Below are 13,470 nucleotides of genomic sequence, written 5' to 3'. Positions count from 1 at the left end.
GAGCAAGCATCCGTCACTGACTGCGCGAGCCTGACACCACCGGAGTCACCCCGATCCGGATCCGCAACCGGTTACCCGGATCATCGGGCAAGCGCGAGCGGTATTTCGAGCCCTTGTACACATAGTCGACGTCGTAGGCGATCGGGCGACGGAATTCGCGCTCGACGGACACCGCCTCGCAATCCGCCGCGGCCATTTCATCCCGCGTCTCCGTCGGCTGCCGGCTGAGCGCATCCTTGACCGCCCCCACCACGCGCGCCAAGCGCGACTCGCCGTCAGCCTCATCCGCTGGGGTCGGCACGCATTGCTCCTCGACGCTGGTAGCGGTCAGGGTCTGGTAGATCGGGGTTACCCGCAGCACCTGGGCATAGGCGAAACGGACGTTCTCGGCCTGGATCACCGTGGTGTCCTGCGCCCACGCCGAACCCATCACCAAGGCACACAGCAGGATCGTCAGTGAAAGGCGCAAACGCTTCATCGTGTCGCTGGACTCGAAGAACACAAGGAGACAAGTGTATTCGCCCATCAGGGCAGCCGGCTGAATCAATGCTGTCGTGCGGCACCTTCCGCGCGGGCCGGTAGCTGCGCAGGCTAGAATGGAGCAACGCCATTGACCTGTCCCCATGAGCCTGCACCTCTACAACAGCCTGAGCCGACGGGTAGAGCCGTTCACGCCGCTCGATTCTGCCCGCCCGACGATGTATGTGTGCGGCCCGACGGTCTACAACTACGTCCACATCGGCAACGCCCGCGGCCCGGTGGTGTTCGGCGTACTGGCCCAGTTGCTGCGTCGGCGCTACGGCGCGTTGGCCTACGCGCGCAACATCACCGACGTAGACGACAAGATCAACGCCGCGGCAAACGCCCAGGGTGTGCCGATCTCGGTCATCACCGATCGGTTCTCGGCCGCCTACCGTGACGACATGGCGGCGCTGGGCGTCGCGCCGCCGGACATCGAGCCCGAAGCAACCGCCCACATCGGCGAGATCATCACGATGATCGGGCAACTGATCGACTCCGGCCATGCCTACGCCGCCGAGGGCCACGTGCTGTTTTCCGTCGCCAGTTTCGACGGCTACGGCAAGCTGTCGCGCCGCCACACCGAGGACATGCTGGCCGGCGCGCGGGTCGAGGTTGCCCCCTACAAACGCGATCCGGGCGACTTCGTGCTGTGGAAGCCCTCCGGCAACGGCGCGGGCCCGGGCCCGGGCGCGGGCGCGGGGTCAGATTCTGAATCAGCGCCGGGCCAGGCGCTGCCCGGCTGGGAGTCGCCATGGAGTTACGGTCGCCCCGGCTGGCACATCGAGTGCTCCGCGATGGCGGCCGCACACCTGGGCGAGACGATCGATATCCATGCCGGCGGCGTCGACCTGCAGTTCCCGCACCATGAAAACGAGATCGCCCAAAGCGAATGCGCCCATGGCGGCAAGCCGTTCGCCCGGTGGTGGCTGCACAACGGGATGCTGAATTTTGGTGGCAGCAAGATGTCCAAGTCACTGGGCAACATCGAGAAGATCCACGACCTGGTTCTCGCCCACCCACCGGAAGCCCTGCGTTACGCGTTGCTGTCGGCGCACTACCGGCAACCGCTGGACTGGTCGGACGGCTTGATCGAGCAAAGCGTGCGGACGCTCGACCGGCTGTATGGGACGCTGCGTGCGCTGGCCGATACCGAGGCGACGGCCACGATCCCGGCGAGTCTGGAGGCCATCCTCGACGACGACCTCAACACCCCGCAGGCGCTGGCCGAACTCGCCCGGATCGCCGGCCAGGCACGCAAGGCGGTAGCGGTCGACGACAGGGCCCGGCTCAAGGGCGAGTTGCTGGGTGCCGGCCTGGCCCTGGGGCTGTTGCAGCAAGACCCCCAAAGCTGGTTCGCCGGTAACGCCGATGACGACGGCGACGATGCGCGTATCCAGGCGTTGGTCGATGAGCGCGGCGCGGCCAAACAGGCCCGGGACTTCGCCCGTGCCGACGCCATCCGCGACCGGCTCGCAGGCGATGGAATACTGCTGGAAGACACCCCGGCGGGCGTACGCTGGCGCCGCGACAACAGTAGCCGCCACCAGGATTGATGCCGTGATTGCCACACCGTTCCCGCTTGAACCCACTACCACCGAGGCTCAAGACGCCATCCGTGACGAGTTCGCATTCTTTGACGACTGGTCGCAACGCTATCAGTACCTGATTGACCTGGGCCGCAAGCTGCCGGACCTGCCAGTGGAGTGGAAGACCGAAGAACACCGCCTGCATGGCTGTCAGTCGTTGGTCTGGATCGTCGCCCAAGGCGATGCCGACAAGCTGGATTTCCACGCCATCAGCGATTCAGCCATCGTCTCCGGCCTGGTCTACCTGGCGCTGCGGGTCTACTCGGGCCGCAGTGCGGCCGAGATCGCAGGGACCGGGGCCAGCTACATCACCGACATCGGCCTGGCCAAGCACCTTTCGCCCACTCGGAGCAATGGCCTGGCCGCGTTGCTTGGCTTCATCCAGGCGCAGGCCACGGCGCAACTTGGCGGCGAGCCGGAGCGTTGACGTGCACAGGTCAGGCTGGCTGCACATGCCATCCACGCTGAAATAAAAAACCCCGCATTGGCGGGGTTTTTCCTTGGATCAATCCAGTGGCTCAGTCGCCCATTTGCTTGCGCAAGTGCTCCCAACGCTCCTGTGCATCAAGCGTCCGCTCGGCGGTAAGCCGGGCATCCATGCGCTCCAACCCGATCTCCTCGCCGGTGTCGGCGCAAAAACCGTACTCGCCCGAGTCGACACGCTTCAACGTACTGTCGATCTTGCTGATCAGCTTGCGATAGCGGTCGCGGGTACGCAGTTCCAGGGAGTTTTCGGTTTCGCGGGTGGCTCGTTCAGCCTCGTCACCGACATCCCGGACTTCGTCCTTCAGGTTTTCGATGGTCTGCTTGGACTCCTCAACCAGGTCTTCCCGCCACTGCAATAGACGCTGACGGAAGTATTCCAGCTGCAAGGGACTCATGTACTCCTCGTCGTCACTGGGCGTATAGCCCTTGGGGACGATCGGACGGCCACTGCCTTTTTCTGTTTTATATGGCACGACTTTGACTTTACCTCGGGGGGTGGGGGTTTGCGACTTGGCCGCAACGGCGACGGCCACCTTGCCCAGCCGTCGCCTGACCGGCACGGCTGAACGGGGTGCCGGCGATTCTGCCGTCTTCTTCGCGACCGGCGCCCTGGATTTTTCTACAGCCACCGTCTTGGCGACTGGCTTCTTCACTGCCGCAACCTTCTTGGCGGCCGGCGTCTTCACCGTCGCGGCTTTCTTGACGACCGGTTTCTTCACCGCCGCAGCCTTCTTGGCGACCAGCTTCTTCACCGTCGCGGTCTTCTTGGCGACTGGTTTCTTCACCGCCGCGGCCTTCTTGGCAGCCGGCTTCTTCACTGCCACAGCCTTCTTGACAACGCCTTTTTTCACCGCCGCGGATTTTTTCACGGCGACTGTTTTGACGGCCTTTTTACTGCTTTTGGCGACCTTCGTCGCGGTTTTTTTCATTGCCACGAGCAACTGTCCTTGATGTTGATTCCCTTGTGACGGGAAAGCGCGCTGTTATACCCTGCTCCGGCACCTGCGGCAACCTCGTCACAAACAAGGTGTTTCAGGTTTACGCGGGGTCTGATGGCAAACTGCCTTCGACCCCGACCGGGTCGGGCACGGATCCGGCCCATCCTACCCTCCATCCGTCGTTCGTGCCCGTATTCGAGAAACCGTGATCGACCGTCTGCTCATCGCCTTGCTGCGAGGCTACAAACGCTGGGTCAGCCCGCTGTTGGGACCGCGTTGCCGGTTTCATCCCACGTGCTCGGAGTACGCGATACAGGCCATCGCCCGGTTTGGCGCCTTCAAGGGCAGCTGGCTTGCATTGAAGCGGATACTACGGTGCCACCCGCTGCATCCGGGCGGCAACGACCCGGTGCCGCCCGCGCGCTGACTCGTCCCCGACAACTCGCCCAAAAGGATCCCCATGACCGCGCCATCAACGCTTATCGTCAATGCCCGTCTCGTCAACGAGGGCCGTGAATTCGAGGGCGACCTGCGCTTCGAGGAGGGACGGATCACCCAGATCGGCAGTGGCCTTTCCGGCCGGACCAACGAGACCATGATCGACGCAAACGGTCGCCGCTTGCTGCCTGGCATGATCGACGACCAGGTCCACTTCCGTGAGCCGGGCCTGGAGTACAAGGCCGACATGGAAATTGAATCCGGCGCCGCGGTTGCCGGTGGACTGACCAGCTTCATGGACATGCCCAACACCAGCCCGCCGACCCTGGATGCAGCAGCACTGGAGAACAAGTACCAGCGTGCGGCCGGCAGGGTACGCGGCAACTATGGCTTCTACATGGGCACCAGCACCACCAACCTGGAGGCCATCCAGCGTCTGGATCCGCTGAGTGCGCCCGGGGTCAAGGTGTTCATGGGCGCGTCCACCGGCAACATGCTGGTGGACGATCCGGTGGTGCTGGACGCGGTATTCCGCGACGTGCCCACACCGATCATCACCCACTGCGAAGATACGCCCATGATCGAGGCCGCCACCGCCGTCTACAAGGCGAAGTACGGCGACGACATCCCGCCCGAGTGCCATCCCGACATCCGCTCACGCGAGGCGTGCATGAAGTCGACCCAGCTGGCGATCTCGCTGGCACGCCGGCATGGCACCCGGTTGCATGTTCTGCACATCTCGACTGCCGATGAACTGGCGCTGTTCGAGGCCGGCCCACTCGTCCGCGCCGACGGCAGTCGCAAGCAGATCACCGCCGAGACCTGCATCCACTTCCTGCGCTTTGACCGCAATGACTATGCCCAGCTCGGCCACCTGATCAAGTGCAACCCGGCGATCAAGGACCCGGCAGACCGCGAGGCACTGGTCCGCGCCCTTGCCGACGATGTCATCGATGTGCTCGCCACCGATCACGCGCCGCACCTGCTGGAAGAGAAGCAACGGCCCTATACCAAGGCGCCCAGTGGCCTGCCGCTGGTCCAGTACGCACTCAATGCGGCGTTGGAACTGGTCCACGAGGGTCACCTGAGCACCGCCCAGGTGGTGCAGAAATTCGCCCATGCGCCGGCGCAGCTGTTCGACGTCAAGGGTCGTGGCTTCCTGCGCGAAGGCTACGCTGCCGACCTGGTCCTGATCGATGACAAGCCGCTCACTGTTCGGCGTGAAGACGTGTTGTCAAAATGCGGCTGGTCGCCGTTCGAGGGCCGCACTTTCCATACCCGGATTGCATCGACCTGGGTCAATGGCGTGCTCGCATGGGACGGCAGCCAGCTGGTGGGCGCCGCCAACGGCCAGCGCCTGGTTTTTGATCGATGAGGGCAATGCCACTGGTGGTTGCGCTGGCGTTTATTGTCGGTGCCGGAAGCACGACAAGGCCAGCCTGCGCCGCCGGTTCATCGCAGGACACCCGGCTGCCAGCAGTGGAAGCGGTGCAGGCCGATCGCCGCGTCGTGTTCCCCGGTTCCGTTCCCCAGGGCTCTCTGGTCATTGGCAAAGTGCCCTCCGGCAGCACCGTCCATTACGCCGGCCGTGACCTGCGGGTCACGTCCTACGGAACGGTTGCATTCGGTATCGCCCGTGACGAGACCGGCCCCGTAATCCTGCAGGTGTCAGGAGCCAATGGTCGGCAGCAATCGGTCAGCATCACCATCACACCGCGTGACTTCCCGACCGAGCGCGTCAACGGTGTGCCCGGCAAGACGGTCACACCTCCGCCCGCAATCGCCAAGCGCATTGCCCGCGAACAGGCCGCCGTCGCCGCGGCGCGGACCCGCGACGACGCACGCACCGGCTTCGCGCAAGAGTTCATCTGGCCGGTTCGCGGGCGGATCAGCGGCCGGTTCGGCAACCAGCGCATCTACAACGGAACGCCCGGCTCGGCCCATTCGGGCATGGACATCGCCGTTGCCAGCGGCACGCCGGTCAAGGCGCCGGCCGCCGGCGTGATTTCGTTCAGCGACGACCTGTACCTGACCGGCGGCACCATCGTGCTGGATCATGGCCACGGCATCAGCTCCAACTTCCTGCATCTGTCGCGCATGGATGTCTCGACCGGCGACATGATCGAGCAGGGCCAGGTCATTGGCGCCGTCGGCGCGACCGGGCGCGCCACCGGGCCACACCTGCACTGGGGGATGAACTGGCTGGACGTGCGGATCGACCCGCTACTGGTTCTCGACCGGGGCAAATGATCGCTGCACTGGTTGTGCAGGCCGTTGCGTGCCAACCAGTTTCGTGTTGCTCACGATGACGTCGTTCGCGCCACATGCAACGACCGGCTGCCGGTCACCCGGTTACGGCCGGCGGACTTGCTCGCGTACAGCGCAGCATCCGCGCGCTCCAGCAGCTGTTCAGCGTTCTCGTCCCCGACAAGCTCGACCACGCCCAGACTGAGGGTGGCGTCGAGCAATTGGCCGTCGATCGACAGCGCCCTTGAACTGACCGCCGACCGCAGGTTCTCGGCAACGCCCACCGCCTCAGCCAAACGGGTGTTGGGCAGCACTACAAGTAATTCGTCACCGCCCCAGCGGCCGAGCAGGTCGTAGGTACGCAAGCGATTGCGGATACGCAGGACGATGACCTTCAGGCAAGTGTCGCCGACACCGTGCCCAAATCCGTCATTGATCTGCTTGAAATTATCGACATCCAGGAACAACACCGACAGGGGAAAGCCATTGCTGCGCGACTCCGAGACGCAAGTCCACAATCGCGTTTCTATCGCCTGGCGCGACATTGCACCGGTCAATGCATCAAACCCCGCCAACTGGCTGGCATGGTCACGATCGCGCCGCAACTGCTGCATGGTATCGCTGAGCCCGATCAGGATGATCAGCCCGGACATCGCAATCGTCATCGGAAACACGTGATCCAACCAGGGCGGCGCTGGCCAAAGGTCGGCCATCGTGCCGACCTCAAACAGCATCAAGGTTGTCATCGGCAATATCGACAGCAACAACACATAGGCCGGCCGATAGCGGCGCAGGCAGCCGACCACGGTGGCAATCCATACCAGCCCAGTCGCCAACAGCAAGGCCAGATTGATGGTCGTGGCGATCCAGCTGGCGGCGTTGGCCAGTGCGGCCAGTGCCAGTGCGCCGAACAACGCGCCGCACAGTGCAAGCAATTGCTGCATCACAGGCTGGCGCACGCGCAGATCCAGATACCTGCCAACGAAGACCAGGCTGGACAAAACCGCAACGACGGCAAACAGCCGCGGAATCCGGGGGTCGTGACCGAGTAACGCGGCCAGGCTTGGGAGCAGGCGGATCTCCCCGCCGGAAGTCGCAAAATAAGCAGCTTGCGCAAGCAGCGTCAACAACAGGTAGGCGTAACTGCGCTCACCAATGCCGATCCACAGCCCCAATGCGAGTACCGCCAACAGCATCAGGCTGCCCAGCAGCGCCGTCCGCCATGCCACGTGGACCAGGTCGGCCTCGTGGACCGCACTCAGCGTATCTATCGAGACCGGCATCGAGACCGTCGCGGGAGCGTGGACCCGCAGGTAGATTGAATCCCCGGCCATCACCCCGTCCGTCAGGGGAAACACCAGCGCCCGGGTCGAGTAACCCAGGTCGGCTTCCGGCCCCACCCGCGCATGGATCGACGGTGTGGTGTGTCCCGGCCGCCAGACCTCGACACGTGTCATGTACGGCGATCGCATCACCAAAAGCGGTGCATCGAACATGCCGGCTGCAGACAATCCGGGAGCGACGCGGTCCACCGTCACCCGCCACCAGCGCGGCGATCGCTCTGACGCATGGATGATGTCGTCGGGAAGGGTGACAAAATCGTCATCCCTCTCGCCGGCGCTGACTTGCATGGCCGTCGGATCGGCGTCCAGCCGGGCGACCGTCACCGATGCCAAACCTGACCGGATGTCGGGATTCAATGTCGGTGCAGCGGCCCCGGAGCCGCCCGAGGCGAGCGACAACAACGCAAACAGACAGGCCATGGCCAGACCCAGCCATGCTGCCCTGCGATAGCGCTGACCCCAGCAAAACCCCATTCCGCCCCCCTAGCCTGCGTATGCTCCGAGCATAACGCCGAATCGACTCAGTGGCGTGCCGCGTTCCAAGCCAGCCACAACGTCGCCCAGGGCGATAGCGGCCGGTCGGGATCAGACGCCTGCAGGCGCGCTTTCGCCAATCCTGCCCACAGGCGCCGGCAACGGCTCGCGGCGAGGTGGTCCGGCCATCGCCTGGCCAGCTCGTTCGCCCATGCCGCCCGCGGGTCGCCAGCACCCGCCAGGGCCAGCATGTCCAGTGGTACGTGGGCATCACCGGGCTGCGCAAAACGGGCGTGCAGCAGGGTTGCCATCACCACCTCCCCATCGCCCTCATTGCCGGCGACGGCAAACAGCGCCGCATCGATGTTGGCGATCGCATTGGCGACCGATGACAACCCGCCGAACGCTTCGTCGATGCTGACGGGCCGGTCGCGGCTATTGGCCAGCGCTGGCAGTTCAGCCGCCAAACCGTCCCATGGCGCCGGGTAGCGCTGCAACACCACGCCCAGCGGATGCCGACGCGCGCCACGGCCCCAGCCAACCAGCTCTTCCTGCCACCAGGACAGTTTGGCAGCGCCTGGCCGCGGGTCGCTGCCGCCCCATGCGGCATCGGTCAGTTCTTGTTGGAGCGTGGCCCAGGCCAGCGCGCACTCGCGTTCGGAACGCGTCACGAAAACCTCAGCGACACTCCATTCGGGCCAGCGAGCTCGCCATTTCCCGATGAAATTGTCCAGTGTCTGGGCCTCGCCTTCGTCGGCGACGGGCCGTTTCGCGTCCGGAGCGCCCTTGATGCTCATGACCTCGATGACCCTGATGTCGATGGGGATGACGTCGACGGCCATGCAGACGCTTCCCACAACTGCTCCGGTGACGCGACCATCACGTCGCCCCGCCAGGCCGCAGGATCATCACCGGGCAGCCGATAGCCCCATAACGCCACCACCGAAGGCATGCCGGCGGCGCGCGCCGCGATGATGTCGCGTTCGTCGTCGCCGACATACACGCAATCGGCCGGGGCAATGCCCATGCGCTGCGCAGCAGTGACCAGCGGCAAGGGATCGGGCTTGCGCGCCGGCAGCGTGTCGCCACCAATCAACACCGCGCAACGGTCCTGCCACCCCAATAACGGAATCAACTGGGCAGCCAGGTACTCGGGCTTGTTGGTGACGATGCCCCAGCTACTGCCCGCCGATTCCAGCTTCGCCAGCATCGCCTCGATTCCCTCGAACGGTTGGCCGTGACGGCCGAGCTGGCGCTGATAGTGATCCAGGAAAGCCGGAATCCATGTCTCGCGCTGCGCCGGGTCGACATCGGGAAACGCGGCGGCGGCCATCGCACGTGCGCCTTTTGATACGTGCGGGCGCAAGCCGTCCATGGGCATCGGCGGCAAACTCCGCTCGACGCGCATCGCGTTGATCGCCGCCAGCATGTCCGGCGCACTGTCAAGCAACGTGCCGTCAAGGTCGAACAGGACGGTCCGGGGAAATTTTGCGGTCATTCGGGTTTGCGTGCGCAGGCCAGGTAGTTGATATCCGTGCGCTTCACCACCCGCGCTGCGTTGCGCCACGGCTCATACATCAAGCCGCTGACATCCTCCAGTTGCAGCCCCGCCTCACGCAACCAGGCGCCCAGCTCGGACGGCTTGATGAAGTCACGGTAGCGGTGGGTGCCCTTGGGCAGCAGACGGGCGACGTATTCGGCCCCGACGATCGCCAACGCAAACGCGGCCGGGGTCCGGTTGAGCGTGGACACGAACAGGCGACCACCCGGTTTGAGCAGGCTCGCACAGGCCTGGATGATCGCGCCCGGGTCGGGTACGTGCTCCAGCATCTCCATGCAGGTCACCGCGTCGAACCGCGCCGGCATTTCAACTGCCAGTGATTCGACCGACTGCACCCGGTAGTCGACCTCCACGCCGCTCTCCAGCCCGTGCAACCGGGCAACCTTGACCAGCTCCGGCGCCAGATCGATCGCCGTCACCCGCGCGCCCTCGCGTGCCAGCGCTTCGCTGAGCAAGCCGCCACCACACCCCACATCCAGCATGTCGGCGCCCGCCAGTGGACGACGCGCAGCGACATAACCCAGGCGAGCCGGATTCAGCGCATGCAGCGCCTTTTGCGGGCCCTGCGGGTCCCACCAGCGGTTGGCCAGCGCACCGAACTTGTCCAGCTCGGTCTGGTGGAAGTTGTCATTGGGCGTGGCGGATGGTGCAGTCATCGGATTCGGTTCCAGGATCGTGGCGGCTCAAGGATGGATCGCGGCGATCCGTTGACGCCATTGTCCTGCATTGGCGATCAGCGCCGCCGCATCAAGCCCGACCAGCTCGCGTTGACGCAGTTTTGGTTTGCCGCCGATCCACACGTCGGTCACCTGATGCCGGCCGGTGGCGTAAACCAGTTGCGAGACCACGTTGAACAGCGGCTGGCTCTCGATCTGACTCATGTCGACGCACACCAGGTCGGCCTGCTTGCCGATCTCGATCGATCCGATCTGCGTATCCAGCCCCATGGCCTTCGCGCTGCCCAGGGTCGCGGCGCGCAACGCACTGGGGGCACTGAAGGCTGCGGCATCGCCGGCCACGGCCTTGGCCATCTGGGCTGCCGTGCGGGTCTCGCCGAACATGTCCAGGTCGTTGTTGCTGGCCGCACCATCGGTGCCGATCGCAATATTGACGCCGGCCTGCTCCAGCTTGCCGATCGGACAAAAGCCGGACGCCAGCTTGAGGTTGGATTCCGGGCAATGCACCACGCTGACGCCGCGCGCGGCACACAGCGCGATCTCCTCGTCGAGCAAGTCGGTCATGTGCACCGCAATCAGGCGGTCATTGACCAGCCCAAGCCGGTCCAGCCGCGCCAGCGGACGCTGACCGTACTTCAGTTGCGACTCGGCGACCTCGTGCGCGGTCTCGTGGCAATGCAGGTGGACCGGGATGTCGAGCTGGTCGGACAGCATCCGGATCCGCTCGAAGCTGGCATCGGAGACGGTGTACGGCGCGTGCGGGACGAATGCCATCGACACCAGTGGGTCATTGCGCCACTGGTCGTGGACCTCCCCGGCACGGTCAAAGTACTCATCGTCACTGGCCGCCCAAGGCGTGGGGAAGTCGATGACCGGCAAGCCGACCCGGGCCCGGAAACCATGTTGCTTGTAGACCGCGGCCTGGACGTCGGGGAAGAAGTAGTTCTCGTTGGCGCAGGTGGTGCCGCCACGCAACATCTCGGCAATGGCCAGGGTCACGCCGTCCGCCACGAACTCCGGGCCGATCACCTCGGCCTCGATCGGCCAGATGTGGTCTTGCAGCCACTCCATCAGGGGCAGGTCGTCGGCAACACCGCGCAACAGCGTCATCGGGTTGTGGGTGTGGGCATTGACCAGGCCCGGCATCAGCACCGCGTCGGGGCGCGAGACGGTTTCCTTCGGGCTGTAACGCGTGCGGGCCTCGGCTGTCGGCAAGACTGCCATGATGACGCCGTCCGTCACCGCGACGGCGTGGTCTTCAAGAACAACGCCGTGCGGCTGGATCGGTACGACCCAACCGGCTTCGATCAACAGGTCGCAGGGCTGGGCCGGGATGTCAGTGTGCATGGGTTCTCTTGTTTACCTGGTCATTTGACGCGGCTGACGTACTCGCCGGAGCGGGTGTCCACCTTGATGATCTCGTCCTGGCCGACAAACAGCGGCACGCGCACGACTGCGCCGGTCTCCAGGGTGGCCGGCTTGCCACCGCCGCCCGAGGTATCGCCGCGCACGCCGGGGTCGGTCTCGGCGATCTTCAGCTCGACGAAGTTCGGCGGGGTCACGAAGATCGGCGTGCCGCTGAGCAGGGTCACGATGCAATCCTCTTCGCCCTTCAACCACTTGGCGGCGTCGCCGACGCCGTTCTTGTCGGCCTGGACCTGCTCGAAGTTGGTCGGGTCCATGAAGTGCCAATGCTCGCCGTCGGCATACAGGAACTGCATGTCGGTATCCATCACGTCGGCGGCCTCGAGCGAGTCGGTCGCCTTCATGGTGACTTCCTGCACGCGGCCGGACTTGATGCTGCGGTACTTCACCCGGGTGAATGCCTGGCCCTTGCCCGGCTTGACGTACTCGGTATCGACGATGACGCACGGGTCATTGTTGACCATGATCTTCATCCCGTTTTTTACGTCGTTCATGCCGTAAGAGGCCATGCTGAAACTCCTGCGCTGTAGATGGCAATGATGGCGCGGCCCGTGCTGTGCCGCGGGCCGCTAGAATATCTGGCTGTCTCCGGTCACGCCGGTCACAAGCGAAACTGGAATCGAATGATACCCGCAGCCCCCATCGCCATGCAGCCAGCCCCTTCGCGACCACCTCGCTGGCAGCAGCTGTGGCGCGACGCGGTGCGCGACCCGCGCGAGCTGCTCGACCTGCTCGGCCTGGATCCCGCCGCAATGGGCATCTCCGACGCCGCCGCGAGCCAGTTCGCGCTGCGCGTGCCGCGTGGGTTCGTCGCCCGTATGCGCCACGGCGACCCGCACGACCCCCTGCTTCGCCAGGTCCTGCCGCTGGATGCGGAAATGCAGCCAAGCCCAGGCTTCAGCCTGGATGCGGTGGGTGACGGGGCGGCCAAGGCCGGCAGCGGGGTGATCCGGAAGTATCGCGGGCGCGCCTTGCTGGTCAGCACCGGCAGCTGCGCCATCAATTGCCGCTATTGCTTCCGGCGCCATTTCCCGTATGCGCAGGAGACCGCCGCGGCCGGTGGCTGGTCCGAGGCGGTCGCGCTGATTCGCGCCGACCCCACGATCGACGAGGTGATCCTGTCGGGTGGCGACCCGCTGTCGCTGTCGAGTGCAAAACTCGCCGAACTCACCACCGCGCTCACCGACATCGCCCATATCAAGCGCCTGCGGATACACACCCGGCTGCCGGTGGTGCTGCCGGAGCGTGTCGACCAGGCGCTACAGGACTGGCTGTGCACCCTGCCCTGGCCGGTCGCGGTGGTTCTTCACGCCAACCACGCAAATGAATTCGATGCCGATGTCGATGCCGCCGTCGCTCGAATGCGCAACACCGGCGCCACGGTACTCAACCAGGCAGTGCTGTTGCGCGGGGTGAACGATTCGGTCGACGCCTTGGCCGCGCTGAGCGAGCGCGGGTTTGCCGCTGGGGTGTTGCCGTATTACCTCCACCAACTGGATCGCGTCCAGGGCGCGGCCCATTTCGAGGTCAGTGACCAGCGGGCCCGTGAACTGCACGCAGCACTGTGCGCCCGGCTCTCGGGTTACCTGGTCCCGCGGCTGGTCCGTGAAACCGCCGGCGACAGCGGCAAAAGACCGTTGTAGACCGCAACCGACGTCTCAACCTGATGCGCATGCATGGACGCTTGGGACAGGTTCTGGCATAAGCTGTCACAAGCTGACCGGATCAAGCCCGTGTTGCGGCACTTCGCCAGGCGCGGGTGCCCAGCCACCA

At 64.9% G+C, this 13,470-nt stretch carries 14 protein-coding genes; 6 read left to right on the top strand and 8 right to left on the bottom strand.

Translation table 11 applies throughout. From position 1 onward, the window contains the following. Nucleotides 1-13: 13 nt before the first annotated feature. Nucleotides 14-430: a hypothetical protein gene (locus ACW7G1_RS07070; RefSeq protein ID WP_456979864.1), complete on the bottom strand. Its 417-nt coding sequence runs from the start codon at nucleotides 428-430 to the stop codon at nucleotides 14-16. A gap of 193 nt (nucleotides 431-623) precedes the next feature. On the opposite strand from ACW7G1_RS07070, the gene cysS reads away from it, so the two are divergent. Further along, on the top strand, nucleotides 624-2,075 hold the full coding sequence (gene cysS, locus ACW7G1_RS07065; RefSeq protein WP_456979058.1) for a cysteine--tRNA ligase: 1,452 nt from the start codon (nucleotides 624-626) through the stop codon (nucleotides 2,073-2,075). Between the two features lie 4 nt (nucleotides 2,076-2,079). Next, a complete protein-coding gene (locus tag ACW7G1_RS07060) occupies nucleotides 2,080-2,535 on the top strand; it encodes a SufE family protein (RefSeq protein ID WP_456979057.1) in 456 nt (151 codons plus the stop codon). A 91-nt stretch (nucleotides 2,536-2,626) separates the two neighbouring features. On the opposite strand, the gene dksA is transcribed toward ACW7G1_RS07060, so the two are convergent. Beyond that, the gene (dksA, locus tag ACW7G1_RS07055; protein ID WP_456979056.1) at nucleotides 2,627-3,529 is read right to left on the bottom strand and encodes an RNA polymerase-binding protein DksA; all 903 of its coding nucleotides are present in this window, start codon (nucleotides 3,527-3,529) and stop codon (nucleotides 2,627-2,629) included. 208 nt (nucleotides 3,530-3,737) lie between these two features. Between dksA and yidD the strand changes: the two genes are divergently transcribed. The 3 genes from yidD to ACW7G1_RS07040 all read left to right on the top strand — a co-directional run bounded on the left by yidD (nucleotide 3,738) and on the right by ACW7G1_RS07040 (nucleotide 6,220). Then, nucleotides 3,738-3,959, top strand: a complete 222-nt coding sequence (gene yidD, locus ACW7G1_RS07050; protein WP_456979055.1) for a membrane protein insertion efficiency factor YidD — start codon at nucleotides 3,738-3,740, stop codon at nucleotides 3,957-3,959. A 33-nt stretch (nucleotides 3,960-3,992) separates the two neighbouring features. After that, nucleotides 3,993-5,345, top strand: coding sequence for a dihydroorotase (locus ACW7G1_RS07045; protein ID WP_456979054.1), 1,353 nt, complete (start codon nucleotides 3,993-3,995; stop codon nucleotides 5,343-5,345). A 95-nt stretch (nucleotides 5,346-5,440) separates the two neighbouring features. Beyond that, nucleotides 5,441-6,220, top strand: a complete 780-nt coding sequence (locus tag ACW7G1_RS07040) for a M23 family metallopeptidase (protein WP_456979863.1) — start codon at nucleotides 5,441-5,443, stop codon at nucleotides 6,218-6,220. A gap of 50 nt (nucleotides 6,221-6,270) precedes the next feature. Here ACW7G1_RS07040 and ACW7G1_RS07035 read toward each other — a convergent pair whose 3' ends face one another. From ACW7G1_RS07035 to efp, 6 genes are all read right to left on the bottom strand, one after another. Further along, nucleotides 6,271-7,980, bottom strand: a complete 1,710-nt coding sequence (locus ACW7G1_RS07035; RefSeq protein ID WP_456979053.1) for a diguanylate cyclase — start codon at nucleotides 7,978-7,980, stop codon at nucleotides 6,271-6,273. A 101-nt stretch (nucleotides 7,981-8,081) separates the two neighbouring features. Further along, nucleotides 8,082-8,876, bottom strand: coding sequence for a phytoene/squalene synthase family protein (locus tag ACW7G1_RS07030; protein WP_456979052.1), 795 nt, complete (start codon nucleotides 8,874-8,876; stop codon nucleotides 8,082-8,084). After that, the gene (locus ACW7G1_RS07025; protein ID WP_456979051.1) at nucleotides 8,828-9,532 is read right to left on the bottom strand and encodes a phosphoglycolate phosphatase; all 705 of its coding nucleotides are present in this window, start codon (nucleotides 9,530-9,532) and stop codon (nucleotides 8,828-8,830) included. Before ACW7G1_RS07025 ends, ACW7G1_RS07030 begins: the two co-directional genes overlap by 49 nt. Then, nucleotides 9,529-10,251: a bifunctional 2-polyprenyl-6-hydroxyphenol methylase/3-demethylubiquinol 3-O-methyltransferase UbiG gene (gene ubiG / locus ACW7G1_RS07020; RefSeq protein WP_456979050.1), complete on the bottom strand. Its 723-nt coding sequence runs from the start codon at nucleotides 10,249-10,251 to the stop codon at nucleotides 9,529-9,531. Before ubiG ends, ACW7G1_RS07025 begins: the two co-directional genes overlap by 4 nt. A 27-nt stretch (nucleotides 10,252-10,278) precedes the next feature. Beyond that, the gene (locus tag ACW7G1_RS07015; RefSeq protein WP_456979049.1) at nucleotides 10,279-11,619 is read right to left on the bottom strand and encodes a TRZ/ATZ family hydrolase; all 1,341 of its coding nucleotides are present in this window, start codon (nucleotides 11,617-11,619) and stop codon (nucleotides 10,279-10,281) included. 20 nt (nucleotides 11,620-11,639) lie between these two features. Next, a complete protein-coding gene (gene efp / locus ACW7G1_RS07010; RefSeq protein WP_456979048.1) occupies nucleotides 11,640-12,206 on the bottom strand; it encodes an elongation factor P in 567 nt (188 codons plus the stop codon). Between the two features lie 114 nt (nucleotides 12,207-12,320). Here efp and epmB point away from each other — a divergent pair, with 114 nt between their 5' ends. Further along, nucleotides 12,321-13,340 (top strand): EF-P beta-lysylation protein EpmB, encoded by a 1,020-nt coding sequence (gene epmB, locus ACW7G1_RS07005; protein ID WP_456979047.1) that lies wholly within the window; start codon nucleotides 12,321-12,323, stop codon nucleotides 13,338-13,340. Nucleotides 13,341-13,470: the final 130 nt, after the last annotated feature.

The organism is Lysobacter sp. A378 (assembly GCF_054052125.1).
Note: the sequence above shows the minus strand (reverse complement) of the source record. Positions and strands in the feature narration are given on the sequence as shown.

What these genes read in the sequence shown, in the direction of transcription:
- ACW7G1_RS07045 (WP_456979054.1), top strand. Translation starts at nt 3,993, where the DNA reads ATGACCGCGCCATCAACGCTTATCGTCAATGCCCGTCTCGTCAACGAG.
- cysS (WP_456979058.1), top strand. Translation starts at nt 624, where the DNA reads ATGAGCCTGCACCTCTACAACAGCCTGAGCCGACGGGTAGAGCCGTTC.
- ubiG (WP_456979050.1), bottom strand. Translation starts at nt 10,251, where the DNA reads ATGACTGCACCATCCGCCACGCCCAATGACAACTTCCACCAGACCGAG.
- ACW7G1_RS07070 (WP_456979864.1), bottom strand. Translation starts at nt 430, where the DNA reads ATGGGTTCGGCGTGGGCGCAGGACACCACGGTGATCCAGGCCGAGAAC.
- ACW7G1_RS07035 (WP_456979053.1), bottom strand. Translation starts at nt 7,980, where the DNA reads ATGGCCTGTCTGTTTGCGTTGTTGTCGCTCGCCTCGGGCGGCTCCGGG.
- efp (WP_456979048.1), bottom strand. Translation starts at nt 12,206, where the DNA reads ATGGCCTCTTACGGCATGAACGACGTAAAAAACGGGATGAAGATCATG.
- epmB (WP_456979047.1), top strand. Translation starts at nt 12,321, where the DNA reads ATGATACCCGCAGCCCCCATCGCCATGCAGCCAGCCCCTTCGCGACCA.
- ACW7G1_RS07030 (WP_456979052.1), bottom strand. Translation starts at nt 8,876, where the DNA reads ATGGCCGTCGACGTCATCCCCATCGACATCAGGGTCATCGAGGTCATG.
- ACW7G1_RS07025 (WP_456979051.1), bottom strand. Translation starts at nt 9,532, where the DNA reads ATGACCGCAAAATTTCCCCGGACCGTCCTGTTCGACCTTGACGGCACG.
- ACW7G1_RS07015 (WP_456979049.1), bottom strand. Translation starts at nt 11,619, where the DNA reads ATGCACACTGACATCCCGGCCCAGCCCTGCGACCTGTTGATCGAAGCC.